General features: G+C 65.1%; 11 protein-coding genes. 6 read left to right on the top strand and 5 right to left on the bottom strand.

Features of this window, described 5'->3' with window-relative positions; all coding sequences use genetic code 11:
• Positions 1-51 precede the first annotated feature (51 nt).
• From ACSHT2_RS31575 to ACSHT2_RS31560, 4 genes are all read left to right on the top strand, one after another.
• The gene (locus tag ACSHT2_RS31575; protein WP_271528502.1) at positions 52-216 is read left to right on the top strand and encodes a Flp family type IVb pilin; all 165 of its coding nucleotides are present in this window, start codon (positions 52-54) and stop codon (positions 214-216) included.
• A 138-nt stretch (positions 217-354) separates the two neighbouring features.
• Positions 355-1,896 carry a thymidine phosphorylase family protein gene (locus tag ACSHT2_RS31570; RefSeq protein ID WP_440642972.1) on the top strand — a complete coding sequence of 514 codons (1,542 nt, stop codon included), beginning with the start codon at positions 355-357 and terminating at the stop codon, positions 1,894-1,896.
• Positions 1,893-2,813 carry a ribose-phosphate diphosphokinase gene (locus ACSHT2_RS31565; RefSeq protein WP_440638803.1) on the top strand — a complete coding sequence of 307 codons (921 nt, stop codon included), beginning with the start codon at positions 1,893-1,895 and terminating at the stop codon, positions 2,811-2,813. Before ACSHT2_RS31570 ends, ACSHT2_RS31565 begins: the two co-directional genes overlap by 4 nt.
• A complete protein-coding gene (locus ACSHT2_RS31560; protein ID WP_440638802.1) occupies positions 2,810-4,405 on the top strand; it encodes an MBL fold metallo-hydrolase in 1,596 nt (531 codons plus the stop codon). The genes ACSHT2_RS31565 and ACSHT2_RS31560 overlap by 4 nt, the downstream gene beginning before the upstream one ends.
• Positions 4,406-4,428: 23 nt before the next feature.
• Here ACSHT2_RS31560 and ACSHT2_RS31555 read toward each other — a convergent pair whose 3' ends face one another.
• Genes ACSHT2_RS31555 through ACSHT2_RS31545 form a run of 3 tightly spaced genes read right to left on the bottom strand, consistent with a single transcriptional unit; the run spans position 4,429 to position 7,791 of the window.
• Positions 4,429-5,061 carry a hypothetical protein gene (locus ACSHT2_RS31555; protein ID WP_440638800.1) on the bottom strand — a complete coding sequence of 211 codons (633 nt, stop codon included), beginning with the start codon at positions 5,059-5,061 and terminating at the stop codon, positions 4,429-4,431.
• Between the two features lie 8 nt (positions 5,062-5,069).
• The gene (locus ACSHT2_RS31550; protein ID WP_440638799.1) at positions 5,070-7,325 is read right to left on the bottom strand and encodes a xanthine dehydrogenase family protein molybdopterin-binding subunit; all 2,256 of its coding nucleotides are present in this window, start codon (positions 7,323-7,325) and stop codon (positions 5,070-5,072) included.
• A 1-nt stretch (position 7,326) separates the two neighbouring features.
• A complete protein-coding gene (locus ACSHT2_RS31545) occupies positions 7,327-7,791 on the bottom strand; it encodes a (2Fe-2S)-binding protein (protein ID WP_440638797.1) in 465 nt (154 codons plus the stop codon).
• Positions 7,792-8,061: 270 nt separating this feature from the next.
• Between ACSHT2_RS31545 and ACSHT2_RS31540 the strand changes: the two genes are divergently transcribed.
• Positions 8,062-9,810, top strand: a complete 1,749-nt coding sequence (locus ACSHT2_RS31540; RefSeq protein WP_440638795.1) for a thiamine pyrophosphate-requiring protein — start codon at positions 8,062-8,064, stop codon at positions 9,808-9,810.
• Between the two features lie 201 nt (positions 9,811-10,011).
• Positions 10,012-12,492, top strand: coding sequence for a GAF domain-containing protein (locus ACSHT2_RS31535; RefSeq protein ID WP_440638793.1), 2,481 nt, complete (start codon positions 10,012-10,014; stop codon positions 12,490-12,492).
• A gap of 7 nt (positions 12,493-12,499) precedes the next feature.
• Here the strand turns inward: ACSHT2_RS31535 and ACSHT2_RS31530 are convergent, their stop codons facing one another.
• The gene (locus ACSHT2_RS31530; protein ID WP_440638791.1) at positions 12,500-14,080 is read right to left on the bottom strand and encodes an MDR family MFS transporter; all 1,581 of its coding nucleotides are present in this window, start codon (positions 14,078-14,080) and stop codon (positions 12,500-12,502) included.
• Positions 14,081-14,235: 155 nt separating this feature from the next.
• The gene (locus ACSHT2_RS31525; protein WP_440638789.1) at positions 14,236-14,751 is read right to left on the bottom strand and encodes a YcgN family cysteine cluster protein; all 516 of its coding nucleotides are present in this window, start codon (positions 14,749-14,751) and stop codon (positions 14,236-14,238) included.
• Between the last annotated feature and the right edge of the window lie 140 nt (positions 14,752-14,891).

The raw sequence follows: 14,891 nt of genomic DNA, 5'->3' as shown, positions 1-14,891 counted from the left end.
AGTCCAATACGGGCGCGACCATACATTGGATCGGATGAACAGGAGTTGGCAATGCGTTTGCTGAGGTCTTTCCTTGCCGATGAGAATGGCGCAACCGCAATCGAGTATGGCCTGATCGCCGCCGGGATCGCTCTGGCAATCGTGACCGTCGTGAACAACACGGGTGGCGCGCTGCTCAACAACAAGTTCAACTCGATCAGCTCGGCGATGAAGTAACGGCCGCCCCGGCCTGCGTAACGGCGCGCCGCGCTCCTCGCCCATGTCCGCCGGGCCCGCGGGCCATGATCTGGGTCAACAGCATCAGGAGTGGGACGCTTAAGCATGGAGGCCCAACTCCCTGCTGCCGGCCTGTCCATGCATCCAGACCTTCCGCACTCCCAACTGAAGATCCGCCGCGTCCGCCTCGATACCGGCCGCGAGAACGTCGTCGTCGTCTCCCGGCACTCGAAGGCGCTGCGCGCGGAGATCTTCCGCGGCTTCAGCCGCGTCGAGCTTCGTCGGGGCGACAAGGTTCTGCTGGCGACGCTGCTGATCACGGATGACGATACGCTGGCGGCTTCGGACGAGATCGGCCTCTCCGAACCTGCATTCCGGCGCTTTGCGGAAGCCGTCGGCACGCCGGTCACGGTCAGGCCCGCCACGCCTCCCGAGAGCCTGGAAGCCGTGCGCGCGAAGATCCGCGGACGGACCTTGAGCCAGGCCGAGATCGGCGCGATCATCAACGACCTCGCACATTACCGCTACTCCGACATGGAGATCGCCGCCTTCCTGATCGGTTCGGCCAGCTTCATCACCAGCGACGAGCTTCTCGCCCTCACCGGGGCAATGGCCCAGGCCGGCACGCAATTGGTCTGGCCGAACCCTATTGTCGTCGACAAGCATTGCATCGGAGGCATCCCCGGCAATCGCACCTCGATGGTCGTGGTGCCGATCGTCGCCGCCCATGGCCTGCCGATCCCGAAGACCTCCTCGCGCGCCATTACCTCGCCCGCCGGCACCGCCGACACGATGGAGGTGCTGGCACGGGTGAATGTCGGCGTCGAGGAGATGAAGGCGATCGTCGCGGCCTGCAACGGCTGCCTGATCTGGGGTGGGCACGTGAACCTGTCGCCGGCCGACGACGTCCTGATCTCGGTCGAGCGCCCCCTGAGCCTCGATACCCGCGAGCAGATGGTCGCCTCCATCATGTCCAAGAAGATCGCGGCAGGCTCGACCCATCTGTTGATCGACATTCCGGTCGGGCCGACCGCGAAGGTCAGCGGCGGCGTCGAAGCCATGCGGCTGCGAAAGCTGTTCGAATTCGTAGGCGACCGCTTCGGCCGCTCGGTCGAGGTGATCACGACCGACGGAAGCCAGCCGATCGGCAACGGCATCGGGCCGGTGCTCGAAGCCAACGACGTCATGGCGGTGCTCGGCAACGAACCGGCGGCGCCGCGTGATCTGCGCGAGAAGTCGCTCCGGCTCGCCGCCCATCTCCTGGAATACGATCCGAAGCTGCGCGGTGGCGCCGGCTATGCCCGGGCGCGCGAACTGCTCGACAGCGGCGCGGCGCTGAAGCAGATGCAGAAGATCATCGATGCACAGGGCCCCTCGACCTGCAGCAACGAGCTGGGACCGCTCAGCTTCGACGTCAAGGCGATGCATGACGGCATCGTGTCCGCCATCGACTGCCTGCGCCTGAACCGCCTCGCCCGCACCGCCGGCGCGCCGCTCGACAAGGGCGCAGGCATCCGCCTGCTCAAGAAGATCGGCGACCGCGTCGAGCAGGGCGAGCCACTCTATCGCGTCTACACTTTCGACCACCCCGAGCATGATCTGGTTGCCGACGCCGCCGCCGAAGAGACCGGTTACCTCGTCAACGGTCACGAAGCCCTGCAGGGCACGACGACGCCGTGAGCACGATCGCGCTCCAGACATTGCCGTGCGGCGTCGATGCGGCGAAGCGCCTCGCGGCGCGGCTTGGGCTTGCCTGCGGCGAGATCGCCGTGCATCGCTTTCCGGACGGAGAACTGCGCGTCGCAGTCGCGCCGGCGACCGACACTGCGATTCTCTACGCCTCGCTCGATCACCCCAACGACAAGCTGATCACCCTGCTCTTCGCCGCGGAAGCCCTGCGCCGTAACGGCACGAAGCGGCTGGTCCTGGTCGCGCCCTATCTCTGCTACATGCGGCAGGATGCTGCATTTCATGCGGGCGAGGCCATCAGCCAGCGCGCCATGGGCCGCCTGCTTGCAGCGACCGTGGACCGCGTCGTCACCGTGGATGCGCATTTGCATCGCACTCCCGATATCAGGTCCGTATTTCCTGGTATCGAAGCGGAGAATCTGTCCGCCATGCCGGCCATCGCGAACGCGCTGGCGGCGGGCAGCATCGATCCAGCGACCGTCGTGATCGGGCCCGACATGGAGTCCGAGCCCTGGGTGAACGATGTCGCGAACCGGTTGCGACTGCAGCATACGGTGGCGCGAAAGACGCGGCACGGCGATCATTCCGTGGCTGTCAGCTTTGCCGATCCCGCCCTGCTCTCGGGACGACCGGCGCTCCTGGTGGACGACATCGTCTCCTCCGGGACGACGTTGACGGCCGCAGCGAAGGCGCTGACAGCAATGGGCGCGACCGCCGTCGATGCGGTCGTGACGCATGCGCTGTTTCCACCCGCGATGATCGCGGTATTCACTGAGGCCGGCATACGGTCGATCCGCTCGACCGACAGCGTGCCGCATCCGACCAATGCGATTGCGCTCGACGAGATTCTCGCGGCCGCGTTGCGGTCCGAACTGGCCATGACACAGCTTCCGGAGACGACGACATGAGCATCACCGTTCGATTTTGCGGCGCCGCCCGCACCGTGACCGGCTCGAGCTACCTGTTCCAGACCGCGACCGGCCGCTTCCTGGTCGATTGCGGGCTGTTCCAGGGCCAGAAGACGCTGAAGGAGCTCAACTACGGCGCCTTTCCGTTTCGCCCCGCCGATATCGATGCCGTGCTGCTCACGCATGCTCACATCGATCACAGCGGATTGCTGCCGAAACTCGTGCGCGCAGGATTCGAGGGACCGATCCTGGCGACGCGCGGCACGATCGACCTCTGCTCCTACATGCTGCCCGACGCCGGCAGCATCCAGGAATCCGAAGTCACCCAGCTCAACCGGCGCAACGCCTCGCGCGGGCGCAAGGAGGTGCAACCGATCTACACGCAGGCGGATGCGATTGCATCGCTCCAATCGTTTCGCCCGGTCGACTATGAACGCTGGACCGACGTGATCCCGGGCGTCCGCGCGCGCTACTGGAACGCCGGCCATTTGCTCGGCTCCGCCTCGATCGAGCTCGAAATCGCCGAACAAGGTTCGGCGCGTCCGCTGCGCGTGCTGCTCTCGGGCGACGTCGGACCGGAGGCCAAGCTGCTCCAGCCCGATCCCGAAGCACCGACCGATTTCGATTACGTCATCTCGGAATCGACCTATGGTGACCGGGTGCGTGAGGCCACGACACCTGCACTCCGCCGCAAGCACCTCGCCGCCGAGGTACGCGATGCTGCGGTGGCCGGCGGCGCGCTGCTGATTCCCGCCTTCGCGGTCGAGCGCACCCAGGAGCTGATCGTCGATCTCGTCGATCTGATGGAGCACGGCGGGATTCCGACCGCACCGATCTTCCTCGACTCGCCGCTCGCGATCCGCGCGACCGAAGTGTTCCGCCGGCATGCCGATAGTCTCGACCCATCCGTCGATGCCACCCGCCTGCTCAACTCGCCGCATCTCAAGTTCACCGAAACCGTGGACGAGAGCAAGGCGATCATGCGTCTCAGCGGATTCCACATCATCATCGCCGCGAGCGGCATGTGCGATGCCGGCCGTATCCGCCATCATCTGAAGCGCTGGCTGTGGAACCAGCGCGCGACCGTGCTTCTCGCCGGTTTCCAGGCCAACGGCACGCTCGGCCGTTTCCTCCAGAACGGGACCAAGGCCGTGCGGATCCAGGGCGAGGAGATCAAGGTCGCGGCCCGCATCCGCATGATCGACGAATATTCGGGTCATGCCGACGGCGCCGGCATGGCCAGCTGGATCGCGGCGCGCCGGCCGATCGCCCGCGGGCTGTTCCTGGTCCACGGCGAGGAAGGGGCGATTGCGGGGCTCGCCGAGCGCGTGGCCGAACGCATCATTCCCGCAGCCAAGGTCTACCAGCCGATGCTGGACGACATCTATGAGCTCGCCGCACCCGAACCGCGCGTGCTCGACGCGGATCATCGCCGGCGGCTCGCGCCGGAGGCCGTGACCCGTCTCGACTGGCACAACGAGATGTCCGAGCTCGTGCTCGACATCAACGATCGCGTCGCAGCCGCCGCCGACGACCGCGCCCGCGGCGTCATCATCCGAAGGCTGCGCCGCGCGTTGGAGGAGAAGGCGTAAACGCGGCACTGCCCGCGCAGTCGTCAGTTCGGACAGGGTTGTCCGGCTGCTCCCCACATCGCCATGTCCTTGACGTGATCCTCGAAGGTGCCCGGCGGCGTCGAGCGGCCCGCTCCGGGCGCCCAGCCCCGCGGGATGAAGCCGTTCAAGGATGCATCGTGCCGCAAATGTTCAACAAGGCCAGCGGCGTCACGGCCGCCATTGCGCTTGGGGTCCTTCATCTGCGCGCATATCTCGGCACCACTCTTGCCGAACCAGATGAAAGCCACCGGGGCGAGCTGCCAGTCGATACCGGCGCGCGGAGGCGACGGTGCCGGCTCGTTCGCCTGGGTGGAGGTCATGTGACAGGTCGAGCACGGGATCGCCTCCGCGCCGATGCGGCTCTCGCCGCCATGGATGTTCATGCCATGCGGGCGGGGCCTGGTTTCGCCGGCCGGCGTCCAGATGGGTATGGCCTTGGCATCGACATGGCAGTTTGCACACCGGGGATGGGTCACGACGGCCTCAATCCGCTTCCAGGCCTCCAGCCCCTCGGCGCGGCTGACGCTGCCGGGCGGCAGCACGTCCTTGCCGGCCTCGTCCTTGGCTGCAACAATCCCGGTGAGCGCCGCGATGGCAGAGGCTGCGAAGACGACCGCAATCGGAGATCTCCTCATGGCTCGCCTCACACGAAGTCGATGAACTTGTTGAAGGGCATTTCGCGGATGCGCTTTCCGGTGGCCGCGAAGATCGCATTGGCGAGCGCAGGCGCGGCGGGCGGAACCGGCGGCTCTCCGATGCCCCTCACCTTCGGATCGTTCTCCAGCCCGCGAACTTCGATGACCGGACATTGATAGATCCGCATGGCTTCATGGTGGTTGTAATTGGTCTGCTGCACCGCGCCCTTTGCGTAAGTGAGCTCGCAATTGATCGCATGGCCGAGTCCCCAGACGACGCCACCCTGCACCTGGCTCTCGAAATTGACGGGATCGACGACCTTGCCGACATCGGCCGCGACCCAGACCTTGTCGATCCTGATGCCCCGGTCCGTGGCCGTCACCTCGACGACTTCAGCGGTCGGTGTGCCAAACGATTCCACGAAGGCAACGCCCCGTCCTCGGCCGTTGCCGAGCGGTCCCTTCCAATCCGACATCTCCGCGACCGTCTCCAGCACCTTGCGATAGTGCGGCACGGTGCACATCGCGATGCGCGCCTTCATCGGATCGAGACCAGCCGCATGGATCAGTTCGTCGATGAAGCTTTCCGTGAAGAAGCCGGATGTCGAAGCGCCGACCGAACGCCATGTGGTGCTTGGCGACAGTCCCTGCGCCTCGTAGCTCGTGGCCCGGAAATTGGGGATGTCGTAGTAGACGTTCCACAGGCCGGCCGCCAATTGCCCATCGGGATCCTTCGAGGGCGTGCCCGAACGCTCGAGCAGTCCCTTGAGCGGCGTCGTCGAGGCCAGCTGCAGATCGGCGGCGACAATTTTGCTCTTGTCGACGCTGCCGCGATGCCGCGCGATCGCAATCTGCCGCGGAATGTCCTGAAGGAAATCCTCCTCGCGCGAAAAGACGAGCTTGATCGGCGTGCCCTTCATCTGATTGGCGATCTCGGCGAGAACGCGGACGTTCTCATACTCGAGACGATGGCCAAAACTTCCGCCGGTCCACTGGTTGTGGAAGGTGATCTGTTCCGGCTTGAGGCCGATCGCGGTCGCCGCGACATATTGCACGAAGCGCGGGCTCTGATGGCCAACCCAGATCTCCATGCCCTTGTCGGTAACGAGGCCGATACCGTTCAGTGGCTCGAGCGGCTGATGCGCCACATAGGGTGCGCGATATTCGGCCTCGACGAGCTTGCCCTTCTTCAGGCCGGCTTCGATGTCGCCGGTTTTTCGCCACTCCTTGCCCAAAAATTCCGGCTTGAAAGAGGATTCCAGCACCTTCCAATGGTCGGCCTGCTCGGCCGGATAGGCCGAGGGCGCCCACTCGCAAGCGATGGCGTCGACCGCCTTCATCGCGTACCAGCTGTTCGTGGCGATCACCGCGACGCCATTCCTGATTTCGAGGATCTTCCTGACACCCGGCATCGATTGCGCCTTGCCGGCGTCGTATGACTTCAGCGGCTGCCCCTTGTTGGGGTTCAGCTTGACGGAGGCATACAGCATGCCCTCCGTTTTCAGGTCGATGCCGAACTTCAGCTCGCCCATCACTTTCGAGCGGACGTCGAGCCGCATCATCGGCTTGCCGAGCATGCGCCATTTGGACGGGTCGCGCGGCTGCGCATCGAGCACCGGCGGAATTTTCGACGCCTCCGCCGCGAGGGCGACATAGGGGATCTTGGTTCCGTTGGGCAGGATCACATGGCCTGATTCAGTGCGAAGGTCGGCCACCGCGACGCCCGAACGTTTGGCCGCAGCGGCCTTGAGCGTCTCGCGCGCGACCGCACCGGCAACACGCAGCTTGTCATAGGTGTCCGGCAGCGTGCTCGACCCGCCGGTCATCTGCAGGCCGGATTGTCTCAGCCATTCGAGCGTCTTGGCACGCGCCTCCTCTGCGGCCGGACTTTGATCCGCCGCCACGAACGGCGCGAACTCGTCGGCGAAGCCGGTGTTGAAGTAGGCCGGGCTGGGCCCCGCGAACCGGATTTCGAACTGGCCGGGATCGAGGTCCATCTCTTCGGCGATCATGATCGGCTGCACCGACCCGACGCCTTGGCCGATGTCGGCATGCTGCGCGATGAGCGTGATCTTGTTCGGGCTAATCTCGACCCAGGGATTGAAGGTCACCGAGTTCGGCCCCAGGCCGGCGGTCAGCGGATTGTCGCCGGCGACGCCGGTGGCAGCTTCAGCACCGGCGTAGGCGCCGAAGGCGATGCTGCCGGCGATTGCGGCGGAGCCAAAAACGAAAGCGCGGCGGGAGAGGCTCTGCATGTGGCCCATCTCACTTCTCCGCCATCTTCCTTGCGGCCGCCGCATGGATCGCCGCCCGGATGCGCGGATAGGTGCCGCAGCGGCAGAGATTGCCGGACATCACCTGATTGATCTCCTCGTCCGTCGGCTGGGAGATCAGTTCGAGAAGCGAGATGGCCTGCATGATCTGGCCGGTCTGACAGTAGCCGCATTGCGGGACCTGATGTTCGATCCAGGCCTGAAGGACCGCGTGCTGATCTCTGTTCGCCAACCCTTCGAGCGTCACGACCGACTTGCCCGCGACCTCGCCGATATGCGACTGACAGGATCGGACCGCCATTCCATCGATCTGGACCGTGCAGGCGCCACACTGTGCGACCCCGCAGCCGTATTTGGGACTGGTGATGCCGAACTCGTCACGCAGCACCCAGAGCAGAGGCATCTCGGGAACGACGTCGACCCTGTGCTTGATGCCGTTGACGGTGAGCTCGATCATGTCGATCCGTCCTCCGCAATATCAACGATAGCGTGCCTTCGAAGCTTGAAGGCTGTCAAACCGAATTCCGACTGCACCCGCGCACAATTTCGAATTCGCACGACAACGATTGCGGATGTGAACTCGGAGGCAAATGGATGCGGTGAGCTGCCTATTTCGATAGCAGCGCATGAGTGCGCCTTGCCGTCGCGCGACATCTTGATCAACGTCGAGCCGACACGGCGAATTGCAGAGCAGCGATGGAGAACCCCTCCTCCGCACGCGTCCTGCATGGCTGACCTACCTGCGGGTGCGATCAGCCGCGCTTTACGCCTCTCCAATTTCCTGATCCTCTCTCTCCAATCGGCCGGGACCAACCGGCCATGCCCCAGGGAGAGAGACGCCATGAAGCTCGGGACCGCGATCGCGGAAATCATGAGGCGCGAGGGGATCGAGATCCTCTGCGGCTATCCGGTCAACCATCTGATCGAGCACGCGGCGAAAGCCGAGATCCGCCCCGTCATGGTGCGACAGGAGCGTGTCGGCATCCACATGGCGGATGCGATCTCGCGGGTGACGTCGGGGCGCAGCATCGGCGCGTTCTGCATGCAGCATGGGCCCGGCGCGGAGAACGCGATGGGCGGCGTCGCGCAATGCTTCGGCGAGTCCGTGCCGGTGCTGGTGCTGCCGATGGGCTATCAGCGGCGGCTCGCCCATATCGAGCCGAACTTCAATTCCAGCGAGGCGATGAAGCCGTTCGCGAAATCGTCCGAGCCGATCATTCTGGCCGCGGAAGTCGCCAACATCTTCCGTCGCGCCTTCACCAAACTGAAGAACGGCCGCGGCGGGCCGGTGATCGTCGAAATCCCCTCCGACATGTGGAACGAGGAGGTGCCGGAACCGCTCGACTACACGCCGGTGCTGCGCACCCGCTACGGCGCCGACCCCGTGCATGCGAAGGAAGCGGCCAACCTTCTCGTCAACGCGAAGCGGCCGGTCATCTATGCCGGCCAGGGCGTGCACTACGCGCAGGCCTGGCCGCAACTGAAACGGCTCGCCGAACGGCTGGCGATCCCCGTCACCACCAGCCTCGGTGGCAAATCGTCGTTTCCGGAAACGCATCCGCTCTCGCTCGGCTCCGGCGGCCTTGCGGTGCCGCGCGCGGTCCCGAAGTTTCTGAGCGAGGCCGACGTCATCTTCGGCATCGGCTGCTCCTTTACCGAGACCAATTTCGGCATCGCGATGCCGAAGGGCAAAGCCATCATTCACTCCACGCTCGATCCCAATCATCTCAACAAGGACGTGGAAGCGAAAATCGGCCTCGTCGGCGACGCCTCCCTCGTGCTCGACGCGCTGCTGGAGGAGATCGGCAAGACCGTCACCACGGATCGCGACGCCTCGGCGGTCGCAGCCGAGATCGCGGCCTCGCACAAGGAATGGCTGGCGAAATGGATGCCGAAGCTGACCAGCAACGACGCACCCTTGAGCCCGTATCGCGTGTTGTGGGACCTCCAGCACACCGTCGACATCAGGAACACCATCATCACCCACGATGCCGGCAGTCCGCGCGACCAGCTCTCTCCGTTCTGGAAGGCGGTCGAGCCCCTCACCTATCTCGGCTGGGGCAAGACGACGCAGCTCGGCTACGGCCTTGGGCTGGCGATGGGCGCCAAGCTCGCAAAGCCCGACAAACTCTGCATCAACGTCTGGGGCGATGCGGCCATCGGCTTCACCGGCATGGATTTCGAGACGGCGGTGCGCGAGCGCATCCCGATCATGTCGATCCTGCTCAACAATTTCTCGATGGCGATCGAATTGAAGGTGATGCCGGTCTCGACCGAAAAATATCGCTCGACCGACATTTCCGGCGACTACGCCGCGATGGCGCGCGCCTTCGGCGGCTACGGCGAGCGGGTGACCAAGCCGGAGAACATCGTGCCCGCGATCAGGCGGGGCATCCAGAAGACGCAGGAAGGCATCCCGGTTCTGCTGGAGTTCATCACCAGCAAGGAGACCGAGGTCTCGCGGCCGGGCACGTGAGCGCCCTTGAGCATGGTGGCATTGAGCCCAACTGGTTAGGCCGCATCCCGACGGGGAGAGGTGTTCCCGGCTGCTGGCTTTGACACTTCAATCGAGTTCATCTCGGTTCGGTGCCGCTGTCGTCGACGCTGGCTCCGGCCGCAGGGGATGTGATAATCCGGCCCGGTGCCGCGCATGTCGCGGCATCAAGCCGGATTGCGAATGACGAACCCTCCGAAGAATATCGCCGATGAACTTGCAGCCGAGAACGCGCGGCTGCGCGGCGAGCTTGCGATTGCACGGGATCGCCAGAGCGCTAGCGCCGAGATCCTGCGCACCATCGCGGCCTCGCCCTCCGACGCGCGACCAGTCTTCGCGGCGATCGCCTCCAGCTCGAAGCGCCTGCTCGGCGGCTTCTCCGCCACCGTGCTCCAGTTCATCGGCGACGAGCTGCACCTCGTGGCGTTTACACCGACCAGCCCGGAGGCGGACGAAGGGCTGAGGGCCGCGTTCCCGCGCAAGATCGCGGACTTCCCGACCTTTGCCCTGGTGCGCGACGGCGAGACGATCCAGTTTCCGGACAGCGAGGCCGCCGACGTTCCGGAGCTGAACCGGGAGTTGGCGCGGCTGCGCGGCTTTCGCAGCGTGCTGTTCATGCCGCTGATGAACCGGGGCGCGCCGGTCGGCATGATCAGCGTCACGCGCGCTGAGCCCGGCGCGTTCGCGCCCGACCTCGTGCAGTTGCTCCAGACCTTTGCAGACCAGGCGGTGATCGCGATCGAGAATGCGCGACTGTTCAATGAGACGAAAGAGACACTCGAACGCCAGACCGCCACCGCGGACATCCTGAAGGTGATGGCGGCCTCGCCGTCCGACATGCAGCCGGTATTCGAAGCGATCGCCGTCAACGCCAACCGGCTGATCGGAGGCTTCTCCACCGCGGTGCTGCGTTACATCGATGGCGCCGCCCACCTTGCGGCGTTCACGCCGACCGATCCGGCTGGCGACCGCGTGCTCCAGGCCTCGTTCCCCGTGCCGTTCGCACAATTCCCACCCTATCAGCTCGTTGCCAATGGTGTCGCCGCGCAACTGCCCGACACCGAGCTCGAGCCGGCCGCACGCGACATCGCGCGTGCGCGGGGCTATCGCAGCATGCTGTTCACCCCGCTGATGAGCGAGGGCGAAGCCATCGGCATCATCATTGCCACGCGCCGTGCGACAGGCAGCTTCGCCGAGCATCATGTGCGGCTGCTTCAGACCTTCGCCGACCAGGCGGTGATCGCGATCAAGAATGTCAGCCTGTTCAACGCGATCGGGGAAGCGCTGGAACGTCAGACCGCGACCGCCGATATCCTCAAGGTGATCGCGGCCTCACCATCGGACGTCACGCCGGTGTTCCAGGCCATCTCCGACAGCGCCAAGGCGCTGATCGGCGGGCACTCCTCCACCGTCACCCGCGTCATCGACGGCATGCTGCATCTGGCGGCCTTCACCACCGACGTCGAGGCCGGCAACGCCGATCTGCTCGGCTCCTTCCCGGCTCCGCTGTCGGCGTCAGGCATTCACAGCCGGGTGGCAACGAGTGGAGAGTATGCATTCCGTAGCGACATGCAGAACGAGCCCGGCCTCACCGAGGCCATGAAGGAACTGGCGCGGACCCGAGGCTATCGCAGCATCCTCGTGGTGCCGATGCTGCGCGATGGCGTTGCGATCGGCACCATCGCCGTCACGCGGCGGGAGCCCGGTCAATTTCCGGAGAAGGCGGTCAACCTGCTCAAGACCTTCGCCGACCAGGCCGTGATCGCGGTCGAGAACACGCGCCTGTTCAACGAGGTGCAGGACCGCACAAGCGAGCTCGCCAGATCGCTGGACGATTTGCGCGCCGCGCAGGACCGGCTGATCCAGACCGAGAAGCTCGCATCCCTCGGCCAGCTCACCGCGGGCATCGCGCACGAGATCAAGAACCCGCTCAACTTCGTCAACAATTTCGCCTCGCTGTCTGCCGAGCTGACCGAGGAGCTGAACGATGTGCTCGCGCCGATATCGCTCGCCGAGGACGCGCGCGCGGACGTCGAGGAGCTGACGGGCCTCCTGAAGGACAATCTGGCAAAGATCGTGCAGCACGGCCGCCGCGCCGATTCCATCGTCAAGAACATGCTGCTGCATTCGCGCGAGGGCGGGGGCGAGCATGGGCTGAGCGACATCAACGCGCTGGTCGAGGAAAGCCTCAACCTCGCCTATCACGGCGCGCGCGCCGAGAAGCCGGGGTTCAACGTGACGCTGGAGCGCGAGCTCGATCCCGCTGCCGGACAAGCGGAAGTGTTTCCCCAGGAGATCACCCGGGTGCTGCTGAACCTGATCTCGAACGGCTTCCATGCGGTCGCAAAACGCAGGGCGGACGGCACCGCCGACTACGCCCCGGTGGTGCTTGCCGCGACGCGCGACCGCGGCGACAGCGTGGAGATCCGCATCCGCGACAACGGCACCGGAATTCCGGACGAGGTGAAGGAGAAGATGTTCAATCCGTTCTTCACCACCAAGCCGGCCGGCGAAGGCACCGGCCTCGGGCTGTCGATGAGCCACGACATCGTGGTGAAGCAGCACGGCGGCACGATCGACGTCGCGACGGAACCTGGCGTGTTCACCGAATTTACGATCCTGCTGCCGCGGAAGAGCAGGTTCCCGGATGGAAGCGGCGGCTGAGCCGTCTCTACTCCGCCATCTCGACGTGCTTGGTGACGGCGGGCCCGGCCAGCGGCCGCTCTTCCATCATGATCAGGCACAGCGCGGCTGCGGTCATCAGCGCGGTGGCGGCGCCGAACACGTAGCGGAACGCGTGCCGCATGTCGTCGGCAGGTATCACCACGGCGACGGCGGCATGATGCTCGCCAGCGAGCGGGATGTCGGTGCCGAGCGCGATCAGCAGGATGGCTGCGAAAGCCGCGACCGTGAACGAGGACATCAGCGAGCGGAAGAAGTTCAACGCGCCGGTGATGGTGCCGACCTGGGGCCGCGCGACAGAATTCTGCACCGAGACCACGCAGACCGGAAAGGTGGTGCCGAGGCCGAGCGCGAACGCGGCCATCAGCGTCAGCAGGCCCCATAGCGGCAGCGTCGTCAGCGTGAGACCAAGGCCGCACAGCGCGGCCCAGGACGTGCCGATGATGGCGACGCGCTTGTAGTGCTTGGCCCGCGCCATCGTACGCCCGGCAATGGCCGCGCCGCAGGTCGAGACGGCAGCCAGCGGAATCAGCGCAAGGCCAGCCTCGCTGGCGCTGAGGTGATAGACGGACTCGTAGTAGAGCGGGAGCTGGACCGTGAGGCCCGTGATCGCGCCAAGCGCACAGCCTCCTGCCATCAGCCCGAACGGTACGACACTTCCGCCGAGCAGCGGCAGCGGCAGGAACGGCTCGTCCGCCCGCCGCGCGTGCCAGACGAAGGTGACGACGAGTGCAACCGCGCCACCCACCATCGCGAGCACGGTCGGCGACAGCCACGGATAGCGCGTGCCGCCCCAGGTCAGCACCAGCATGAAGACGACGGCGGAGGCCATCAGCAAGACGCCGCCGAGCCAGTCGACCTTGCGCTTGCGGTGGAACACCGGGATCTTCTTCATCTTCGGCAGCAGAAGCGCGATCGCGGCGGCCGAGAGCGGCAGGTTGATCCAGAAGATCATCGACCAGTGCAGATGCTCGGCGAACACGCCGCCGATGACCGGGCCAAGAATGCCGCCGACCATCCAGACGCTGGAGAAATAGGCCTGGTATTGCCCGCGCTCGCGTGGGCTCACCACGTCGGAGATCACGGTCTGCACCACGGGCATGATGCCGCCGCCACCGAGGCCCTGAAGGCCGCGCGCCAGGATCAGCATCGGCATGTTCGGGGCGATCGCGCACAGCACCGAGCCCGCAACGAACAGGCTGAGCGAGATGATGATCATGACGCGACGACCATAGATGTCGCTGAGCGTGCCGAACACCGGCGCGACCGCAGTCGAGGCGAGCAGATAGGCTGTGATCACCCAGGAGAGATTGGAGACGTCCTGGAACTGTCGCCCGATGGTCGGCAGCGCGGTCGCCACGATGGTCTGGTCGAGCGCTGCCAGGAACATCGTCAGCATCAGGCTGATGACGATGGTGCGGACCTCGTCGGAGGTCAGCGGCACCGGCGGTGCGATGGACGGAGCGTCATCGACGCTCAACACCTCGCCGGGGAGGCGGGACAGCTCGTCGGCAATGTCGTCAGGCAATGTCTTGACGTCGGCAGCGCTCTGCCGTTCGAACTTGTTCATCTCGATCGGATGTCATGTGGCGGCGCAACGCCGCGAAGGATTCGTTCTATGCAATCCAATGTAGACAGCAAAGTTCTTCCCAGGCAGGCACCATGGCGCATGGGTGCATCCCGCCCCGGGGTCATCCCGAACACGTGATCTCAAAGGGCGGAGGATCAGTCCCTGGGGCGCCGCTTCAAACGGGCCCGTTTCGGCAGCACGGCGGGCCATTGCACGATGTGGTTCTCGAGATCCTCATCCGGGATCTCTTCCTCGCTACCCTCTACGCGGCCGCGGACGGAAACGCCGGCTTCATGGACGGTGTTGGGGTCGCCCGAAACCAGCGGATGCCACCAATAGAGGTCGCGCCCCTCGGCGACGAGCTTGTAGCCGCAGCTCGGCGGCAGCCAGTTCAGGGTGCGGACATTGGCCGGGGTCAGGCGGACGCAATCCGGAACCTTGTCGGAGCGATTCGGATAGTCCTTGCAGGCGCAGCTCCCCCCGTCGAGCAGCTTGCAGCCGACATGGGTGAAGTAGATCCGGCCGGTGTCCTCGTCTTCGAGCTTGTTCAGGCAGCAGCGGCCGCAGCCGTCGCACAGGCTTTCCCATTCGGACCCCGACATCTCTTCCAACGTCTTGGTTTTCCAAAAGAATTCTTCCTGGCCCGAAGGTCGTTTGGGAGCTGCGGTCATGCGCCTCAACAAAAATTCGAAAAAGCTACGGCGACGCCATCTAGGCGGCGCGGCCGCAAGGGTGCAAGCGAGGCCTCTTTGAAGCCCGTAATGAACCGGGTCAATTAGGCCTGTTGTTCAAAATCGCGAGCGTGACCATT

It is taken from the genome of Bradyrhizobium sp. PUT101 (assembly GCF_052043945.1).
In the GTDB taxonomy this organism is placed as follows: domain Bacteria; phylum Pseudomonadota; class Alphaproteobacteria; order Rhizobiales; family Xanthobacteraceae; genus Bradyrhizobium.
Note: the sequence above shows the minus strand (reverse complement) of the source record. Positions and strands in the feature narration are given on the sequence as shown.

Excerpts from the sequence above, each read along its gene's own strand:
- ACSHT2_RS31550 (WP_440638799.1), bottom strand. The coding sequence starts at position 7,325 with ATGGGCCACATGCAGAGCCTCTCCCGCCGCGCTTTCGTTTTTGGCTCC.
- ACSHT2_RS31525 (WP_440638789.1), bottom strand. The coding sequence starts at position 14,751 with ATGACCGCAGCTCCCAAACGACCTTCGGGCCAGGAAGAATTCTTTTGG.
- ACSHT2_RS31530 (WP_440638791.1), bottom strand. The coding sequence starts at position 14,080 with ATGAACAAGTTCGAACGGCAGAGCGCTGCCGACGTCAAGACATTGCCT.
- ACSHT2_RS31535 (WP_440638793.1), top strand. The coding sequence starts at position 10,012 with ATGACGAACCCTCCGAAGAATATCGCCGATGAACTTGCAGCCGAGAAC.
- ACSHT2_RS31560 (WP_440638802.1), top strand. The coding sequence starts at position 2,810 with ATGAGCATCACCGTTCGATTTTGCGGCGCCGCCCGCACCGTGACCGGC.
- ACSHT2_RS31575 (WP_271528502.1), top strand. The coding sequence starts at position 52 with ATGCGTTTGCTGAGGTCTTTCCTTGCCGATGAGAATGGCGCAACCGCA.
- ACSHT2_RS31570 (WP_440642972.1), top strand. The coding sequence starts at position 355 with ATGCATCCAGACCTTCCGCACTCCCAACTGAAGATCCGCCGCGTCCGC.
- ACSHT2_RS31545 (WP_440638797.1), bottom strand. The coding sequence starts at position 7,791 with ATGATCGAGCTCACCGTCAACGGCATCAAGCACAGGGTCGACGTCGTT.
- ACSHT2_RS31555 (WP_440638800.1), bottom strand. The coding sequence starts at position 5,061 with ATGAGGAGATCTCCGATTGCGGTCGTCTTCGCAGCCTCTGCCATCGCG.
- ACSHT2_RS31540 (WP_440638795.1), top strand. The coding sequence starts at position 8,062 with ATGGCTGACCTACCTGCGGGTGCGATCAGCCGCGCTTTACGCCTCTCC.